At 60.5% G+C, this 17,926-nt stretch carries 14 protein-coding genes; 10 read left to right on the top strand and 4 right to left on the bottom strand.

Annotated features, from left to right (window positions below; all coding sequences use genetic code 11):
- The first annotated feature begins 125 nt into the window (after window positions 1-125).
- The 6 genes from GY33_RS0103040 to argJ all read left to right on the top strand — a co-directional run bounded on the left by GY33_RS0103040 (window position 126) and on the right by argJ (window position 11,028).
- Window positions 126-2,750 carry a DNA internalization-related competence protein ComEC/Rec2 gene (locus GY33_RS0103040; RefSeq protein WP_051822233.1) on the top strand — a complete coding sequence of 875 codons (2,625 nt, stop codon included), beginning with the start codon at window positions 126-128 and terminating at the stop codon, window positions 2,748-2,750.
- A 205-nt stretch (window positions 2,751-2,955) separates the two neighbouring features.
- Window positions 2,956-3,318 (top strand): TusE/DsrC/DsvC family sulfur relay protein, encoded by a 363-nt coding sequence (locus GY33_RS0103045; protein WP_051822234.1) that lies wholly within the window; start codon window positions 2,956-2,958, stop codon window positions 3,316-3,318.
- A 327-nt stretch (window positions 3,319-3,645) separates the two neighbouring features.
- Window positions 3,646-6,351, top strand: a complete 2,706-nt coding sequence (locus GY33_RS0103050) for a hybrid sensor histidine kinase/response regulator (RefSeq protein ID WP_051822235.1) — start codon at window positions 3,646-3,648, stop codon at window positions 6,349-6,351.
- Between the two features lie 68 nt (window positions 6,352-6,419).
- Window positions 6,420-7,820 (top strand): sigma-54-dependent transcriptional regulator, encoded by a 1,401-nt coding sequence (locus GY33_RS0103055; protein WP_031385923.1) that lies wholly within the window; start codon window positions 6,420-6,422, stop codon window positions 7,818-7,820.
- A 95-nt stretch (window positions 7,821-7,915) separates the two neighbouring features.
- Complete coding sequence (locus tag GY33_RS0103060) at window positions 7,916-9,823, top strand: sensor histidine kinase (RefSeq protein ID WP_051822236.1); 1,908 nt, start codon at window positions 7,916-7,918, stop codon at window positions 9,821-9,823.
- A complete protein-coding gene (gene argJ, locus GY33_RS0103065; RefSeq protein ID WP_031385925.1) occupies window positions 9,820-11,028 on the top strand; it encodes a bifunctional glutamate N-acetyltransferase/amino-acid acetyltransferase ArgJ in 1,209 nt (402 codons plus the stop codon). Before GY33_RS0103060 ends, argJ begins: the two co-directional genes overlap by 4 nt.
- Window positions 11,029-11,112: 84 nt before the next feature.
- On the opposite strand, the gene GY33_RS0103070 is transcribed toward argJ, so the two are convergent.
- From GY33_RS0103070 to lgt, 3 genes are all read right to left on the bottom strand, one after another.
- Window positions 11,113-12,078, bottom strand: a complete 966-nt coding sequence (locus GY33_RS0103070; protein WP_031385926.1) for a BsuBI/PstI family type II restriction endonuclease — start codon at window positions 12,076-12,078, stop codon at window positions 11,113-11,115.
- A complete protein-coding gene (locus GY33_RS0103075; protein WP_200874823.1) occupies window positions 12,075-13,586 on the bottom strand; it encodes an Eco57I restriction-modification methylase domain-containing protein in 1,512 nt (503 codons plus the stop codon). Before GY33_RS0103075 ends, GY33_RS0103070 begins: the two co-directional genes overlap by 4 nt.
- 145 nt (window positions 13,587-13,731) lie before the next feature.
- Window positions 13,732-14,538, bottom strand: coding sequence for a prolipoprotein diacylglyceryl transferase (gene lgt, locus GY33_RS0103085; RefSeq protein WP_031385928.1), 807 nt, complete (start codon window positions 14,536-14,538; stop codon window positions 13,732-13,734).
- Between the two features lie 80 nt (window positions 14,539-14,618).
- On the opposite strand from lgt, the gene GY33_RS0103090 reads away from it, so the two are divergent.
- Window positions 14,619-15,116: an acyl-CoA thioesterase gene (locus GY33_RS0103090; RefSeq protein ID WP_031385929.1), complete on the top strand. Its 498-nt coding sequence runs from the start codon at window positions 14,619-14,621 to the stop codon at window positions 15,114-15,116.
- Between the two features lie 26 nt (window positions 15,117-15,142).
- Here the strand turns inward: GY33_RS0103090 and GY33_RS0103095 are convergent, their stop codons facing one another.
- Window positions 15,143-15,886, bottom strand: a complete 744-nt coding sequence (locus GY33_RS0103095; RefSeq protein ID WP_031385930.1) for a hypothetical protein — start codon at window positions 15,884-15,886, stop codon at window positions 15,143-15,145.
- Between the two features lie 107 nt (window positions 15,887-15,993).
- On the opposite strand from GY33_RS0103095, the gene yihA reads away from it, so the two are divergent.
- The 3 genes from yihA (at window position 15,994) to GY33_RS0103105 (ending at window position 17,847) form a co-directional block, all read left to right on the top strand.
- Window positions 15,994-16,638: a ribosome biogenesis GTP-binding protein YihA/YsxC gene (gene yihA / locus GY33_RS0103100; RefSeq protein ID WP_051822237.1), complete on the top strand. Its 645-nt coding sequence runs from the start codon at window positions 15,994-15,996 to the stop codon at window positions 16,636-16,638.
- Between the two features lie 136 nt (window positions 16,639-16,774).
- Window positions 16,775-17,038 carry a hypothetical protein gene (locus tag GY33_RS20840; RefSeq protein WP_152555044.1) on the top strand — a complete coding sequence of 88 codons (264 nt, stop codon included), beginning with the start codon at window positions 16,775-16,777 and terminating at the stop codon, window positions 17,036-17,038.
- Entirely contained in the window at window positions 17,035-17,847 is an 813-nt protein-coding gene (locus GY33_RS0103105) for an amino acid ABC transporter permease (protein ID WP_235185442.1), read from the top strand. Before GY33_RS20840 ends, GY33_RS0103105 begins: the two co-directional genes overlap by 4 nt.
- Window positions 17,848-17,926 lie beyond the last annotated feature (79 nt).

The raw sequence follows: 17,926 nt of genomic DNA on the forward strand, positions 1-17,926 counted from the left end.
CGATAAGGAATACATGTGGTAACTATTCAGCACAAAGTAATGCTGTTGTCGGAGCAAGGGCGGACACAAAATATGCTGAGTAGATACGACATGTGGTGAAATGAGGAGCACCCGGAGGCCGCGCCATGAGTCGGGATCAACCTCCTTCCCCGGACGCACAGGGAACAACCGCCTCGGAGATCACGCCTCCCAAGTCCCCGGTTCACCCCATCTGGCCCGGCCTGCTCCCGTGGCAACACCTGCTTTGCGCCTGGGTTCTGGGCATGCTGGCCTGGGAATGGCCCGTGCCCGGAGCCACGGCCCTGCTCCTCTACCTGATTGCTTTGCTCGGCTCATGGAGCCGTCCACTTGTCAAGACGCAAACGGCCCTCCCTCCAGCTAAATACCCTTTCCTTCCAGGACACCTCCCTCGCCCGCAAATCTTCCGCACGGCGGTTCCTCCGCTCCTGGCCTTTGCCCTCGGCGTAGCCGCGGTTCACCACCTTCACCCCGCTCCCCCTCCAGGGGGCTTTCCCGAAATCAACCACCGAACGCCGACCACCATCACGGCCCAAGTGGCCGAAATTCGGCCCCGGCCAGGCGACCATTTCCAGATCATCCTGCGCGACGTTCAGATCCAGCCCGCCGAAAATTCCAGCGAAACTGCCCCGCGCGCCCTGGGTGGAAAACTGCTCTGGAACTGGCAGAGCCCGCCGGACGTGCCCAGTCCTGGGCAGGAGGTCCGGGTGGCATTGCGGATACGGCCCATCCAGGGCATGGCCAACCCAGGCATGAACCGCAGCGAAGACTATTGGGCGCGGCAAGGCATTTTTCACCGCGCCTATTCCCGGGAGGCCAACACGGCCCCCGACTATTCCGGCGTGAGCAGCCCGGCTTGGGAATACCGCCGTCAACTCCGGGACAAACTGCTCTCCAGCACTCCGCCCGGCCAAGGCCAAGCCATGCTCCTGGCCCTGCTCATGGGCGACCGCTCCCTGCTCGCCCCCGAGACCATGGACATGGTTCAACGGGCGTCCCTGGCCCACAGTTTGGCCTTGTCCGGGATGCACCTGGGATTCGTGGTTGGACTGGGATGGCTGGGGGCCACGGTACTGGGCTGGGTCCGGCCCCAGATATATCTGCGCCTGCCCCGCCCAAAGCTGGCCGTACTCCTGAGCGTACCGCTTGTCCTCGGGTATCTCTGGCTGGGGCAGGCCGTACCCTCCCTGCTCCGAGCGGCCCTGATGTTCGGTTCCTGGGGCTTGCTGCTGCTTCTGAACCGTCAGCGGGTGCTGCTGGACGGACTGTTCCTGGCCCTGTTGATCATCCTGGCCCTGTCCCCCCTGGCCGTTTTTGACCTGCGCCTGCAGCTCTCCGCCCTGGCCGTAGCCGGGTTGGCCCTGGCCTGGCCCCTGGGCCGGGAGGCCCTGCGGTTCACCCAGCGGCCCTGGTGGCAAAAGCCCCTGGCCGCGGGCCTGGGCATCCTGGCCGTGAGCATTGTGGCCACCCTGGCCCTGCTGCCCCTACAAGCCTGGTACTTCGGTCGGATCAGTCCGCATCTGTACCTGAACATGCTTTGGCTGCCCCTGCTCGGCCTGGCGGTCTTTCCCCTGGGACTGACCGGCCTGTTGGCCCTGCTCACCCCATGGACCGCTCCCTTGGCACCGCCGCTGCTCGGCCTGGCCAGCGGCATCCTGGAAGCGATGGTCGGCGGGTTGGCCGCCCTGGACCAAATCGGCTGGCTGGAGGCGACCATTGCGCTGCGGCCCCTCTGGCCCCAAATTCTGGGCTACTGGATGCTGCTCCTGGCCGCGGCCGCCTGGTGGCGCACCCCGCAAAGCGTCAGACCCATGGCCGTGGTCCTGGCCTTGTCCCTGCTCGTCCTGCCCGGACTGACCACCATCCTGTCCGACCAGCGCTCCCAGATCACCTTGCGCCTGCTGGACGTCAGCCAGGGCCAGGCCGTGCTGCTGGAGCTGCCTGGAGGGTCGCGCTGGCTGGTGGACGGGGGAGGGTTCTGGTCCTGGGACTACGACCTGGGCCGCAACATCATCACCCCAACCCTGACCCACGGTCGGCCGCCCCGGCTGACCGGCATCGCCCTCAGCCACGCCCATTTCGATCACTACCGGGGCCTGTTCTATCCCCTGGATCACTTTCGGGTCCGGGAATTCGCCTCCCAGGGCCGCGGCCCCGAGGGCCGAGACGGACGCATCCTGCATGAAACCTTAAACCGCCGCGCCATCCCGGAGATCGTCTGGAGCAAAGGCGACGTGATCGACCTGGGCAAAGGCGTCGTCCTGGAGGTCCTCCATCCAGACACCGACTGGCTGACCGCGGACAACCAGAACGACGCATCACTAGTCCTGCGCTTGGTCTGGAACGGCCGCCCCCTGGCCCTGCTCCCCGGTGACATCGAACAGCCGTCCATTGCCGCCCTGCTCCAGTCCTTGGCCGCCGCCCCTGACGCCTTGCGCGCCGAAGCTCTGATCATCCCGCACCACGGCAGCCGAACCAGCCACTCTCCGCAACTCTACGCCCTGGTCCGGCCGGAAGTCGCCTTGGTCAGCACCGGCTTCCTGAACCGCTTCAACCATCCCCACCCGGAAATAAAACAAACCCTGGACAACATGAACGCCCCGCTGCTGAACACCGCGGAACACGGTGCCGTCACCATCCACTGGACCGGACCGAAGGCGCCGCCCAGGGTGACATCTGAACGTGGAGGGCCGGTCGAGCTTGGAAGAAAAATGGAAATGACGGGATATTGACAACAACTCCGCAACGGACAAGCAAAGAACGCCTCCACCGAGTGCCGTCGCGCATCGCCTCGAAATAATCGCCCTTATAGGTCTTTTTATCCGACAACTTCCGTTGCTCCGGTGCTTGCCGAATCAGGGTGAATATTTTACGCAGGAGGTGCGGAGTACAAGACCAAATCCCTCTTGAACACCAAATTCTGGAAAGGAGACTCGTATGCCTCAGCTCGAATTGAACGGTAAAAGCTGTGAAGTGGACCAGGACGGCTTTTTGCTTGACCCGGAGTGTTGGAACAAAGACGTGGCCAAGGCGATTCTCAAGCACCACGGAGGCCCTGAGTTGAACGAGCAGACGCTGGCCATGCTTCAGTTCCTGCGCGACTATTTCCAGAAATTCCACGCCTTCCCGATTTTGCAGGCGGTCTGCAAAAACCTGCACCAACCCAAGGAGTGCGTCCGCGAGCAGTTCCTGGACCCCTTGTTGGCCTGGAAGGCCGCGGGCCTGCCCAAGCCGGAGAACGTCTTTTCCGAGGCCGTGGACAAGGACCACAAGTTCTACCGGCTTATTTCGGTTCAATAGCTCCCGATACGAATTCCCCGGCTTTGATGCCACGCCGCTTTCCGAGCTTTCACCCGGAACCGAAAGAATTTCCGGAGAGAAGCTTCCGAAAAAATGAAAGCCGCCAAAGCTCCGTCACGGAGCTCGGCGGCTTTTCGCTTTCACTCAAAACGTTGGGAAAAGGCTACAGAAGAATATCCGCCACTCAAATAGCGGAGATTCAGAATTGTCGCGTCGCCGCGTTTTCACCACGGATCCGCACTGTAAAGGATTGAAAAACAACGTGGCAAGCACTACCTTGACGGGAACCATGTTCGAAGCGACGCCGCTCATCAAGGAACCTGCTCCATGATCCTCAACGGATATCCCCTTCCCCGCATCCTCGCGCCCCTTGCGCTCTGCGGGCTGCTCCTGGCCGCCGCCGCGACGTCCGTTTTTTCCCAACCCGAACCGGGCCGGGAAAAAAAGCGTGTGTTTTACCTCAATTCCTATCACAACGGTTATGCGTGGTCGGACCATCTGCAGGAGGGCATCCGCCGAGGATTGGAGCAAAGCCGATATCACATCGAGTTGCAGATTGAGTACATGGACGCCAAAAAATATCCCTACGAAGTCATCGCCGACACCCTGTTCCGGCTCTATCAGGACAAATTCGTCGACGAGCACTTCGATATCGTCATCGTATCGGACAACGACGCCTACAACTTCATCCTCGAACACCGCGACCGACTTTTTCCCGGCATACCGGTGGTCTTCTGCGGCCTGAACGACGTCACCCCGGAAGAGGTCGATCAGAGCTTCGTCACCGGAATTCTGGAGAACATCGGCGTCCGGGACACCCTTGAGTTGGCTCTGGGCATCCATCCCAACAAGAACAAACTGGTAGTCATCGGCGACGAATCCATCACCGGAGTGGCCATCCGCAAACAGATCGAAGCCGTGCAACCCTATTTTGAAGACCGGCTGGAGTTCGAATTCTGGGAACGGTATTCGCTGCGCGAAATCCAGGAGCGTGTCCGCGAACTGCCGCGCAACGCCTTTTTGTTCTTCATCCCTTTTTTCCACAACGTGGGCGGCCAGTTCATGTCCGCCTCGGAGGTCCTGGAGGCCGTGGCCATGGTCACGGACCTGCCCATCTACAGCAACTGGGAATTCCTGCTGGGTCACGGCATGGTCGGCGGACGCCTGCTCAGCGGACACCTCCACGGCAGGATCACGGCGGAAATGGCTCTGCGCATCATGGCAGGCGAGTCGCCGTCGGCAATTCCGGTCGTCTCCGAAGTCGTGGATCAATACATGTTTGACTATCAGGTGCTGATGCAGCGCGACATCAGCCGTCGTCAGGTTCCTCCCGGCAGCCTGTTCATCAACGAGCCCGAGGCTTTTTACGAACTGGACAAGCAGGTCTTTCAGGTGATCATGGTCAGTCTGTTCACCCTGGTGGTGGCCCTGGGCTTTTTAGTCCGGAACATCATCCAGCGCCGGGCCGTTGAACGCAGAATCCGTCATCAACTCTCCTTTCTGGAAATCCTGATGGACGCCATCCCGCAACTGGTCTGCTGGAAGGACCGCAAGCAGCGCTACCTGGGAGCGAACCGGGCCTTTGCCGAATTCTTCGGAATCGAATCGCCCCGAAAATTGCTCCACCAAACCGACGCGGCCATGCTGCCCAACTCCGAATTCGTGGACTGGGTCGCCCGAATGGATCGCCAGGTGGTGGAGGAAGACCGTCCTCTGCGCAAGATCAAGGCCGCTGTCCAGGACGCCCAGGGTGAAAACGCATGGCTGGAAATCAACAAGGTCCCCCTGCACAACGAAAAGGGTTACGTGGTTGGGACTCTGAGCACCGCGGAAAACATCACCCACGAGATGAACCTGGAGCGTCAGCTTTTGCAATCCCAGAAAATGGAAGCCATCGGCACCCTGGCCGGTGGGATCGCCCACGACTTCAACAACATCCTGACCTCGATCATCAATTCCACGGAGCTGGCCCTGGGGGACATCGCCCCGGAGTCGGCCACGGCCGAGGATCTGGAACGGGTCCTGCGGGTTTCCAGCCGGGGCAGAAACCTGGTGGAACGCATCCTGACCTTCAGCCGCCCCTCCCAGGAAGGATTCCGCCCCACGGACCTGCCCGCCCTGGTCCGTGAATCCGTAACCCTGCTCCAGCGCTCCCTGCCCCGCAACATCGTCATTCACGACAGCATTTCCGGCAGGTCCGACCCGGTGATGTTGGACCCGACTCAGGTCACCCAGGTGCTCATGAATCTCTGCACCAACGCCTTTCAGGCCATGCAGACCACAGGAGGAGAACTGACGATCCGACTGGAGGAAACCCAGGTCGCCGACGCTGACGCCGAAGAACTGAACACCCCACCCGGAGCGTATTTTCGGCTCACTGTAAGTGACACCGGCTCCGGCATCGCCCCGGATACACTGGACAAGATCTTCGACCCCTTCTTCACCACCAAAGGCAAGACCGAGGGAACAGGGCTAGGACTAGCCATGGTCCTAGGCATAGTCAAAAACCACAAAGGCGCGGTCCGCGTCAGCAGCACTCCGGGCCAGGGAGCCGCGTTCAGCATCCTGCTGCCCATGATCGCAGCGGATCGGTCCGCGTTGACCACGCATCCCGCGCCCATCCAAAAAGGCAGCGGGGTCATCCTGTTCGTGGAGGACGACGAGGAACAGTTGGCCACCACGCCGCGGACCCTGGAACAGCTCGGCTATACGGTCCTCTCCGCGGCGGCCGGCAACGAGGCCTTGCAAATCCTCGAACAACGCCCGGACATCGACTTGGTGCTGACCGACTACGATATGCCCGGCCTGACCGGCATCGACCTGGCCCGCCAAATCGGGCTGATGCGTCCGGACCTGGCCGTAATCCTGGTCTCCGGTCGCAGCTACGTCCTGGAAATGGGCGAGGCCGCGGACAACATCCGGCTCGTTCTGCCCAAGCCCTTCAACAAAGCCGATCTGTCAGCGGCTCTTTCCAAGGTTCTGGCCAAGGTTCCGACCACGGACCAAGCATCCGGCCGGGTATCTGATCCATAATTCGGACAAGAACCTGAACAGCAACATGCCGCGTCAACCTACTTCATCCCTTTTGGAGGCGTTCTCCCGTGCCGAGAATCCTGATCGTGGACGACGACCCTGAAATCCGCGCCACTATGGCCAGCCTGCTGCGCCGACAACAAATCCCCTCGAGCCAGGCCGCCAGCCTGGACGCCGCACGCCGCGCACTGCGATCCGAATCTTTCGACCTGTTGCTTCTGGACGTAAACCTGCCCGACGGCAGCGGTCTGTCCCTGCTCCCGGAACTGAAGGCCCAGCCCAACCCTCCAGAGGTGATCATCCTCACCGGCAAGGGGGACCCCGAAGGAGCGGAACTGGCTATCGAGGGTGGTGTATGGGACTACCTGGTCAAGCCGGCGTCCATCAAGGACATTAACCTGAGCATCAACCGGGCCTTGAAGTATAAGGAACAACGCGACCGGGCCGCACCGCGAACCTTGGATCTCAGCGGGATGATCGGTTCCAGCCAGGCCATGCGGGAATGCTTCGAGGTCATCGCCCAGGCCGCGGTTTCCGACGCCAACGTGCTGATCACCGGAGAAACCGGTGTGGGCAAGGAACTGGCGGCTCGGATCATCCACGCCAACAGCCGCCGGTCGTCCTGCCCCTTCGTGGTCGTGGACTGCGCGGCCATGACCGACACGCTGTTGGAAAGCACCCTGTTCGGGCACCGTAAGGGCGCGTTCACCGGTGCGCTGGCGGACCGGGAAGGCCTGGTCCGACAAGCTCATACCGGGGTTCTGTTCCTGGACGAGTTGGGAGAACTGCCGCTGGCCATGCAGAAATCCCTGCTCCGGGTGCTTCAGGAACGCCGGTTTCGTCCATTGGGAGAGAACCGGGAACAGGAGAGCGACTTCCGGCTGATCGCCGCTACCAACCAGAATCTGGACGAACTGATCGAATCCGGCAGGTTTCGCCAGGATCTCTATTTTCGCGTCAAAACCATCAAGCTGCAACTGCCCTCTTTGCGCCAGCGCCTCGAGGACATAAAATCCCTGGCTACCCACTTCATCCAGCGGCAGTGCATCGCTTCCGGCATCAAAACCAAGGTATTCGGTTCGGACTTTTTCGCCGCCCTGGCCGATTACGACTGGCCGGGCAATGTCCGGGAATTGGGCAACGTCATGGAACGAGCCTTCGTGGCCTCGGGAGCGGAAAAATTCCTCTACGCCATGCATCTGCCCAAGGATCTGCGGATCAAGGTCACCCGGGCGAGACTGGCGGCCGGCAAACCCGAGGTCGGTGACGACGAGCCGGATTTCCAGGAAAGCGCCCCCCTTGAAGGCGATTTGCCGTCCCTCAAGGCGTTCAAGGCCGCCAGCGAACGCCGCTATCTGGAAACCCTAATCCGTAAAACCGGCGGCGACATCCCCCGAATGCTCGAAATTTCCGAGTTATCGCGCTCCCATTTCTACGCGTTGTTGAAAAAGTACGAGTTGGAAGTCTGATTCGGCGGCCCAAACGCCTTGAATTCCCAAGAGCAAGGGCGTAATCAGCCGATGGATCGGAACGGCCCCGCCCCGCCAACCTTCCCCGACCTCCCATGCGCAAACGCTTCCTGATCGGCCTCGCCATTTCCTGCATCGCCATTATTCTGGCTGTTTTCGGGTTGGCCCTGCGGGCGGACACGGAGTTGGAAAAGCTCGTCTCCAGCCAGTTCAACGAACAGCAACTCGGCCTGACCCGACAGATCGCCAAGGACATTCAGACAAACTTCCAGCTTCTGGAACAGGGCCTTCGGCTTCTCGCGGAGCGTCGCCCGGCCCTGGATCAAGCCGGACTGGACCACTACCTCTCCTTTTTCGAGGAATGGGGAGTTTTGGGAATCGGGCTGGCGACCCCGGACAAAGGCGCCCTTGAAGCTGGAAACATGCTTTTCTCACCCCGAGAAGACGTTCCGGCCTCGGAATTGTCTGACAGCATCAGCCGGGACATGGCCCGGCTTTCCACCGGCCGGGATCCGAACCAGGCCGTGCTCGGCGCTCCCCTCGCCCTCGCCTCCGGTCCATTTGCCGGACGCTTCACGGCCCCCCTGCTCCTTCCTTCGAGGCCCGAACGCCCGGATGTCTTGTTTTTTCTTTTGGATCTCCAGGCCGTGGCCGCGCGATACGCCGCGGGCGTCCGCTCCGGAAAGACCGGATACGCCTGGGTCATCGACCACCAGGGCGACTTCCTGTTCCATGTGGAAAGCGACTTTCGCGGCCAAAGCTCCTATACGATCCGCCAAGCTCGAAACCCGGACATTTCCTACGAACGAATCAACCAGTTGGTACGAACCCGTCTGCTGCGCGGCGAGGAAGGCACGGACTGGTATATTTCGGGCTGGCACTGGGATGTGAGCGGGGAAATGCGCAAGCTCCTGGCCTTCAGCCCCGTGGTCCTGCCCCCCGGGCCCGACGGGGAGCGCCGCTTCTGGTCCGTTGGACTGGCCGCTCCGGACACCGAGGTCTATGGTTTGATGCAGCCGGTGGTGGCGCGGCAGTGGTTGATGGTCGGACTGTTTTTACTGGCCGTGTTCTTTGCCGCCGCCGCGTTCCTGTTCATCGCCCTGCGCTGGTCCGAAACCTTGAAACGGGAAGTGGACGCCAAAACCGAGCACCTCCGATGCTCGGAAGCGGATTTGCGCCGGGAACGGGACAAGGTCCGCCAAAGCATGGACCAGCTGCTGCAAACCCAGGAAAAACTGATGCTTTCGGAACGCTTCGCCGCCATTGGCGAAGCCGCGGCCCACCTCTCCCATGAAATCAAAAATCCCTTACTGCTCATGGGCGGATTCGCCCAACAGGTTCGACGCACCCTGTCCGAAGACGATCCGCGCGCCGAAAAGCTGGAGATCATCGCCGGAGAGGCTAAACGGCTGGAGCATCTGCTCGTGGAGGTACGCGACTTCACCCGCCCGCCCCGTCCTTCCTTGGTTGAAACCGAGCTCAACGAACTGGTTCGGCAGGTGGCCGACCTGTTCCAGGAGCAAGCCGAATCCCAGGTCGTGGTCTCCCGGCTGGTCTTGGACCCGAAGCTGCCGGTCTGCATACTGGATCCCGACCAGATCAAACAGGTCCTGATCAACCTGACCAAAAACGCCCTGGAAGCCATGCCCGAAGGCGGCGAACTGTCCATCAGCACGGTCCGGGACGCCGATTTCGTCCGGATCGAAATCAAGGACACCGGTCGAGGCATCCCGGAAGAGGTCATGAAAAAACTCTTCCATCCCTTCTTCAGCACCAAGGCCAAAGGTACCGGCCTGGGGCTGGCCGTGAGCTACAAACTGGTCCAGGACCACGGCGGTGAAATCACGGCCTGGTCCGCCCCGGGCCAAGGAGCGCGATTCACCGTCCGCCTGCCTTTGAACGGACCAGCCCAGTCGCAAGCGGACCAGATATCGCCGGACCGTTCACCGACGACCGCCCCCGATCCATCCACTTCAACCCCGCCATCAGGAGAACCCGCATGATTCTCGTCCCCCAAGGATTTGACTTCGCCGTGGCCGCAGCCGGTTTCAAATATTCCCAGCGCAACGACTTGGCAGTAATCCACAGCGACGCTCCCTGCGTCTGGGCCGCCACGCTGACCCGCAACCTGTTCCAGGCCGCGCCGGTGTTGGTGATCAAGGAGATGCTGGCCTCCGATCCGTCGGGGCGCTCGGGCCACGCAAACCGTCCGGTCCGGGCAGTCGCGGTCAACGCCGGACAGGCCAACGCCTGCACCGGGGAACAAGGGCTGGTGGACTGTCACGATACCCTGGCCATGACCGCCGAGGCCCTCGGCCTGTCACCGGAGGAAATCCTCCCCGCATCCACGGGGGTGATCGGCGACCGGATCAAGCTGGAACGTTGGAAGCAGGCCCTGCCGGCCCTGGGCGAAAGCCTGGGACGGACCACGGCCTTGGACGCGGCCCGGGCGATCATGACCACGGACAAATACCCTAAAATGGCTTGGCGCTCTCTATCCTTGGAGACTGGAGAAGTCCGGGTTCTGGGCATGGCCAAGGGCGCGGGCATGATCTGCCCGAACATGGCCACCATGCTCGGCTTCATCATCTGCGACGCGGGAGTGGATCAAGACTGGTGGCGGGAAACCGTGTCCACGGCCGTGGACCGCAGCTTCAACCGGATCACCGTGGACGGCGACACCAGCACCAACGACTGCGTCCTGGCCCTGGCCAACGGACGGGCCGGGGAGGTGCGGGAAAAGAAGGAACTGACCGCGCTGGCCAAGGCCCTGGCTGAAGTGTGCGCGGAACTGGCTGGCCTGATCGTCCAGGACGCCGAAGGCGGAACCAAGGTGATCCACATCCGGGTCAACGGGGCCAAAAGCACTCGCCAGGCCGACCTGGCCGCCCGGGCCGTTGGCCATTCTCCGCTGGTCAAAACCGCGATGTACGGCCAGGACCCCAACTGGGGCCGGATCGTGGCCGCCCTGGGCCGTAGCGGCGCCGAGTTCGACCCCGACCACGTCAGCGTGGCCCTGGCCGGACACACCATCTTCCATCAGGGCGTCCCGGTGCCCATGGACTGGGACAACCTCCTGGCCGCGGCCCTTTGCCGTCAGGACGTGCACCTGGACATTACCCTGGGCCACGGCCAGGGCCGCTACACCCTCCAGGCCTCGGACCTGACCGAGGAATATATCCGGATCAACGCGAAATATCGGACCTGACACGCCCTTCTTGTAAACGGCACGTCCAAGAGAATCCAAAAACCGCCATCCGGGCAAAACGAGTTAAGGGTGCGTCTTGCACCCTTACTCGTTTTGCCCGGATGGCCCATGAGGGCCCAAATAGCGTTCTCCGTTGAAATGGATCAAGTGTGATGGGGCTTCCGCGACCCAAACCTCGGTTTCCCATGCGATTTCCACAAGGTAGCGCGCCATGACCTGGCGACTGGGAAACGCTGTCACAAAAACCAGCCCAGCCGACGCGTCGGCAAAGAGGCGGGCCAACTCCGCATGTCGTTTTCCGTCCACAGGCCCATGACTGGTCACCGACTCGACCAGCAGCAACCAATTGCGCTCGACGTCCAAAAGGACGACGTCTGGCATCTTGCCGTGCGCATCAATCTCGATACCGAGGCGGGCCAGCAATTCGGGGTCAAAATACCCCCATTTCTCCTCAGTATCTCCGGCATAAACAAGAACGCACCCCGGCGCGAACCTAGGAGCGAACTCTTCGATGACAGCCCGAATCAGTTCACTGTGCTCTCCCGGGCTCAATGAAATCGTTTTCCCATGCTCGATTTTCACTGGAATGCGACGTTGCAGCCGCTCTCTGGCATACTTGGCGGTCAGGGTCTCCCGTTGAGAAAGATAATTCACCAATAAGTCCGACCAGTTTGTTGAGCCAAAATTTCGTAATAGTTCCAAAGTCGACCGGGTGATCTGATATACCGCTTTCGGACTGTTCACGGGCCGATCCGGCTTATCGGGATTATAGGCCGCTATCCCCGCTGCGACAAACTGGTGCATGGTCTGACGGCGCACGGTTTCCCGCGTATTGGGCGCATAGTCCTTCTTGTAGTGTCTCCGGATCCAGTCCATTATAGGCGTAATGCCCATAAACGGTTCTTCAGCATTGGCCCACTTCTTACGCGGGCCGAGGTTCAGCAAGGCCAGCAGACAAAGCGCGGAACGTTCATTTTGCTGAGCACGCGGCATTCCCAAGTCCACAAGCACCTGCAATGCTTCAGCTACACGCTTGTGAACGGCTGTCATGCTCCGATCCTCGACAGTTTTGCGTCCAACTCTTCTTGAGTGGGTGTTCCATTTTGAAGAACCCACTTCCCAAGTGCCTCAAGCGCCTCTCGCTGAGGATACTTCATCAAACGCAGATCCGTGACGTTCACCTGAGTATGACCACTAAAGCGCCTGAAAGACTCGTCGAAAGCCGTGGTATTCAAAAAGGCACAGAGACCGTGGGCTATTTCTCTGGTCAATCCTTTCCGCTCCGAGTGAAAAACATTCAGATGATTTTCAAAACCCAACAACCGCGAGCCCGGAAAGTCCTTCGGCTCGACAACGCCGGCAACGACTCTGCGGCGTTCTTCCTTGGAGGAAAAACGCCGCACGATGCAATAATAACCGTTGGGATAAAGCCACTTTTCCGTGGCGGAAGTATGGAGAATAGCATTCGGCTTTCGTCCGTTCGGTTGAGGCCAGTCCACACGGTGATCAGCAAGGTGACAGGGGTAAAGCAAAGGGGCGCTTCCCGGCTCAGGAGCATCGCGCAAATATTCCCTCAACCGAAAATCAACCACCGGCCCCGTGGACACGCTGACGCCAATATCGGCCAGCGCATGCTTGATCTCTGGAGATTGTTCGATGATTCCTTGTTTGGTGGACGTAGGGATATGAATAAAGCACTCGGGGTCATCGGGAAAAACAATCCGTTCGAAGGGATGCGCATATTCCGTTAAATCCGCCAAACTGTCGTCCGTTGACGTCGAAATGAGTATCTCCCGTTGAATTCCATGCCGCTCCAGCATGATGATCACGTTCTCTTGAAGGACGTCGTCGTCTTTGAAGGCTTTCGACCGGGAGACGAACAGGTGCAAACGCCGGATTGCGGCCTTGGCGAGCAGAAATTTCCGAAACGGACGATAATAGGTTCCGCTGCAAAAACTGCGAGGGATGATGGCCACGAGCTGTCCGTAAGGGCTGAGCAGCGAGAGGGCCAAAGCCACGAAGGCCGTGTACATGTTTACGGTCTGAATACCTACTCGCCGCAATGCCGTACTGTGGGGTGAAAGGTTTCGGATTTTTTTGTACGGAGGGTTGAGAATGGCATGGCTGTACTCGGGAAGCTTCCTGGAAAAAAAACCTCCGCGCAACGTATCGGCGGCGACGGAAATAAAGTCGTCTCCATAAATCGTTGCCCGAACGGCTCCTTTTTCTTTGAAAGCATTCAGATTTCGGGACAATGCGGAATGCAACGCCGTGTCGACCTCGAACGCATCCACGTCAACATGGCGAAAAAAGGGATTCGCAAGGAGCCATTGTTCAATAAAGGCGACGGAGAGTGTCCCGATCCCGGCCCCCGCATCCAGCAGGCGACAATGGTCCCTCCCGGTGGGCGTAAACATGCCAGCCATGAACTTGGCGGTTCGAGCCGGCGTCAAATATTGCCCCAACAGCGCCTTCTTTTCCGCGTTAGTCTCCCTGGACAGCCGTTGCCGGGATCGTTCAACACCTTCCAACACACTCCACCTCTCTTCATCCTTCAAAGCTTGATCGTTTCCTCGTCAGGCCCCAGATGAAGCCTTCCATATCGCATCCTTCGGGGCGTTGCGGGGCCATTTCCCATTGTCGACATCGCCCCCCTGAACGAACAGATATTTTTCCATCCCGCAAAAAACCATCGCCACGAGCTCAACGGATCGGACGAGCCTCATTTTCTCGCTTCCGATGCGCCAGCCAAAGCAACACCACCCCCAGCGCAATCATAGGCAGGGAAAGCACCTGTCCCATGCTCATCCAGTCAAAAGCGACGAAGCCGAGGTGGGCGTCCGGTTCGCGGAAGAATTCCACGCTGAAGCGGAACACGCCGTAGAGCAGGGCGAACAAGCCGGAAACGGCCATGGTCGGGCGGGGTTTGGCCGAGAAGGACCAGAGCAGGACGAACAGGACGAGGCCTTCCAGAAAGGCCTGGTACAACTGGGAGGGATGCCGGGGAATGAATCCGGCGGTGGAGTCGGCGAAAATCATGCCCCACGGCGCATCCGTGGCCCGGCCCCAGAGTTCGCCATTGATGAAGTTGCCGATCCTCCCGGCGCAGATCCCGATGGGTGCCAGCGGGGCCACGAAATCGGCCACCTGGAAAAAACTCCGTCGGCTGCGCAGGGCGTAGAGCCAGATGGCCAGCATCACGCCCAACAGACCGCCGTGAAAGGACATCCCGCCCTTCCATATCTTCAGGATTTCCAGGGGATGGTCGATGAATGTTGCGAAGTCGTAGAACAGCACGTACCCTAGCCGAGCACCCAGAAGAAGCCCCAAGGCGCAGTAGGTGATCAGGTCCGGCAGTTCCTGGGGGTTCCAGCCGGACCCCGGCCGCTTGGCCCGCAGATGCCCCAGCAGCCAGGCCGCCAGAAATCCGATCAGATACATCAGGCCGTACCATCGGACCTCCAACGGTCCAAGGGCGAAGGCCACGGGATCAATAATTGGGTGGTACACGCGACAAAACCTTTTGTTGATACGTTTTAAGGCAACTGGAAAAATCCATCTCGAACTCACATCGGCGACACGGAGCCACCATGCAAACCACCTGCACTTCAGACACGTCCCTGACCATGGCCGTACAGATGCTGCCTCAGGACGCGAACCCGTACGGCAGCATCCACGGCGGAATCATCATGAAGCATATCGACACCGCCGCGGGCATCGTGGCCATCCGGCACGTCCGGGGCAACGCCGTGACCGCGTCCATCGACCGACTGGACTTTCACCATCCGGCCTATGTCGGCGATTTGCTCATGCTCAAGGCCAGCGTCAACCTGGTGGGCCGGACGTCCATCGAAGTTGGGGTTCGGGTGGAGGCGGAAAACCTCCTGACCGGAGAAATCCGGCACACCGCCTCGGCCTATCTGACTTTCGTGGCCCTGGACAAAAAAGGCCGCCCCACCCCGGCCCGCCCCTACCACCCCACCACGCCGGATGAGATTCACCGCTCCGAAGAGGCCAAGGTTCGCCGGGCAATGCGCCTAGCTGAAAAGAACAGGGAACGGGCCGTCGACTCCTCGTTGCGAGAATAGCTGGAAAGAGCCGGATACATACGCACCTACTCTTCCATTTCAGGTCCCAGCGGCAGCAGGTCGCCCTCCATGGGCAGCACCTCGGCCCGCACTTGAAGCTGGAAGAACAGATCGCCCGGAAATATTTCACGGGTGGACTCCAGAATGCGCATCTGGCTCGTTGTGTCCGTGATCTGCGTGATCAGTCCGGCCCCGATGACCTGGGCCATACCTTGCTCCAGACCGCTGGAACGCTGGACGATGAGCACCGGGATCGGCTCTTGGCCCTGGGCCGGCCCCCAGAGAGAAACGTAGGCCCTGGAAAGCATCCCCCCCATGGTTTGGTCTTCCTGCAGAGCGTCGATCACTCCTCCCAATCGCCGCTCCGGAACCAGGGTGGAAAAGAAGACCGTTCGCTGCAAAACCATTCCCGTAACGCCGTCCAGCCAAGGGTCGCATCGTGGCTCGCGACTTGAAACAACGGCCTCTGTTTCATGATCACCCTTCAGCCCTCCGTCGCTTCCGTTTCCTTCCGATGGGCGCAGCAATGTCGCCTGGGTGACATACTTGTGCAACAGTTCCTCCACCCCTTGCTCCCGGGACGCGGTTCGCAACTGCTCGCACATCCCGTCGTATTCCATGACCGGGTCCGGAACAACGGCCACCGTGACCTCCGTCTCCTGGTACAACGGGACCGAGACTTCTTCGGCGAACTTCCAGCCATGGTCGACGCCCTGGGGCGCGCAGGCGCAAAGCAGGGCTCCAAGGAACAACACGATAATCGGTTTCACGGGACTTCTCCTTGCAGAGTTGATCTTCCACGGGTAGGGGAGACAGGAGACGACGAACCGTCGTCGCTTATCACCTCAACCCCGCATCATGGTACAGGAATCGCCCGATGACAAGCCCGGAACTGCCTCAAGCGCCACAACCCTCCAGCGTCAGCCTGGAAAAAACCATTTACACACTGGACCAGATGGAGCGGATAACCGTTCCGCAAATAGCCCTGGCCGGACGCTCCAACGTGGGCAAGTCTTCCCTGCTGAATTGCCTGGCCAATCGCAAGAATCTGGCCAAGACCAGCTCGGTTCCAGGGAAAACCCGCAGCCTGAATTACTATCTGGTCCACCCGGAGCACTACTACCTGGTGGACCTGCCCGGATACGGCTACGCCAAACGCCCGAAAAGCGAGCGCAACGCCTGGGGCAATTTGATGCGGCGCTTTTTAACCAGCAACAAGGGCCTGGTGGGGCTGATCCTGGTTCTGGACAGCCGCCTGCCGCCCCAAGCCCCGGACAAGGAAATGGCGGGCATGGCCCTGGAGCAGGGCCTGCCTCTCCTGCCCGTACTCACCAAGGCAGACAAATGCTCCCAGCGCGACATCGCCGCCGCCAAGCGAGCCTGGATGGAACTGCTGGGTCCGGAAGCCGCCCCTGTCTTCTTTTCCGCCAAGACCCGCCTGGGCCGGGAAACGCTCTGGGAACAAATCCGGCTGCTGATTTCTTCCCAAGACCACCCTTTACCCGATTCCGAGGCGCAATGACGGAGATTGGTCGGCTGCGACTTTTTTTTGCAAGTACGGGTGCTTTTCCAATATCTTGGAGTTATGTCCGCCGATTATCTTGAACCGAACAGACGTATTTGACAACGCCACTTCCGAAACCTACGGTATGAGCGTCATGCATAGTGTCGCTCGCCAGCCCCGCGCCCAGGCCCGCGCCTTGGGCGACTCCAACCCAATCCGACGGCCCTCCGGGTCGCGCCGACTTTCCAAGGTGTTCTTCGGCCCCGGAGGTTGTCCGGTGGAAACGTGCTTCGCCCCGCTCCGTCCACCCTCGCCGCCCGTTCTTTTCTTTGCTTCCCCCGCTCCCCGCCGCCTCTCTTCACCACGCCTCAGCACATTCTTCCCCGTTTCGACCACGTTCACCGAGGTCGCGCCGTGACCGTCCAAGCCAAGGCCGCCAAACTACCTGGATTTCTGGCCGCCCACTACCGGGACTTCCTGCTCTACGGCCTGTTCCTGGGCGCGATAGCCTGGTTCATCGCCAGCGGCGAACAGGGCATGGGCTACCACTGGAAGTGGTACCGCATGCCCCGCTACCTGATCCAGATCACAGAGGACGGCTGGATGCTCGGGCCCCTGCTGCGAGGGCTGATAGTGACCTTCAAAATTTCCGGGCTGAGCCTGATCCTGGCCATGATCTTCGGACTGACCGCGGCGATCTTCCGGCTTTCCGACTCGTTCACGGCCCGGCTCGTGGCCAAGGGCTACGTGGAATTCATCCGCAACACCCCTCTGCTTACCCAGATTTTCTTCATCTACTACGTCATCGGCCCGGTCTTCGGCCTGGACGCCTTCGGCTCCGCCGTCCTGGCCCTGTCCCTGTTCGAAGGGGCCTATGCCTCGGAAATCTTCCGGGCCGGAATTGTTTCCATCCACAAGGGCCAGTGGGAGGCCGCTCATAGCTTGGGGCTCTCCAAGTGGGACACGTATCGCAAGGTGATCGTCCCCCAGGCCGTCCGACGCATCCTCCCCCCCCTGACCGGGGTAGGCGTGACCCTGATCAAGGACTCCTCCCTGGCCAGCACCATCGCCATCTATGAGCTGACCCAGCAAGGCAACATCGTTTCCTCGGATACCTTCATGGTCTTCGAGGTCTGGTTCACCGTTGCGGCCATCTACCTAGCCGTCACTTTCCCCCTGTCCATGCTCGTGGCGGAGTTGGGCAAACGGATGCGCACGGCGGAGTGAGGGGAAGGGGTGAAGGGGTGAAGGGGTGAAGGGGTGAAGGGGTGAAAAAAACTGAAACCGTCCGCAAACACAATCATTG

The sequence above is a fragment of the Desulfonatronum thiodismutans genome, from assembly GCF_000717475.1.
Classification (GTDB): Bacteria; Desulfobacterota; Desulfovibrionia; order Desulfovibrionales; family Desulfonatronaceae; genus Desulfonatronum; species Desulfonatronum thiodismutans.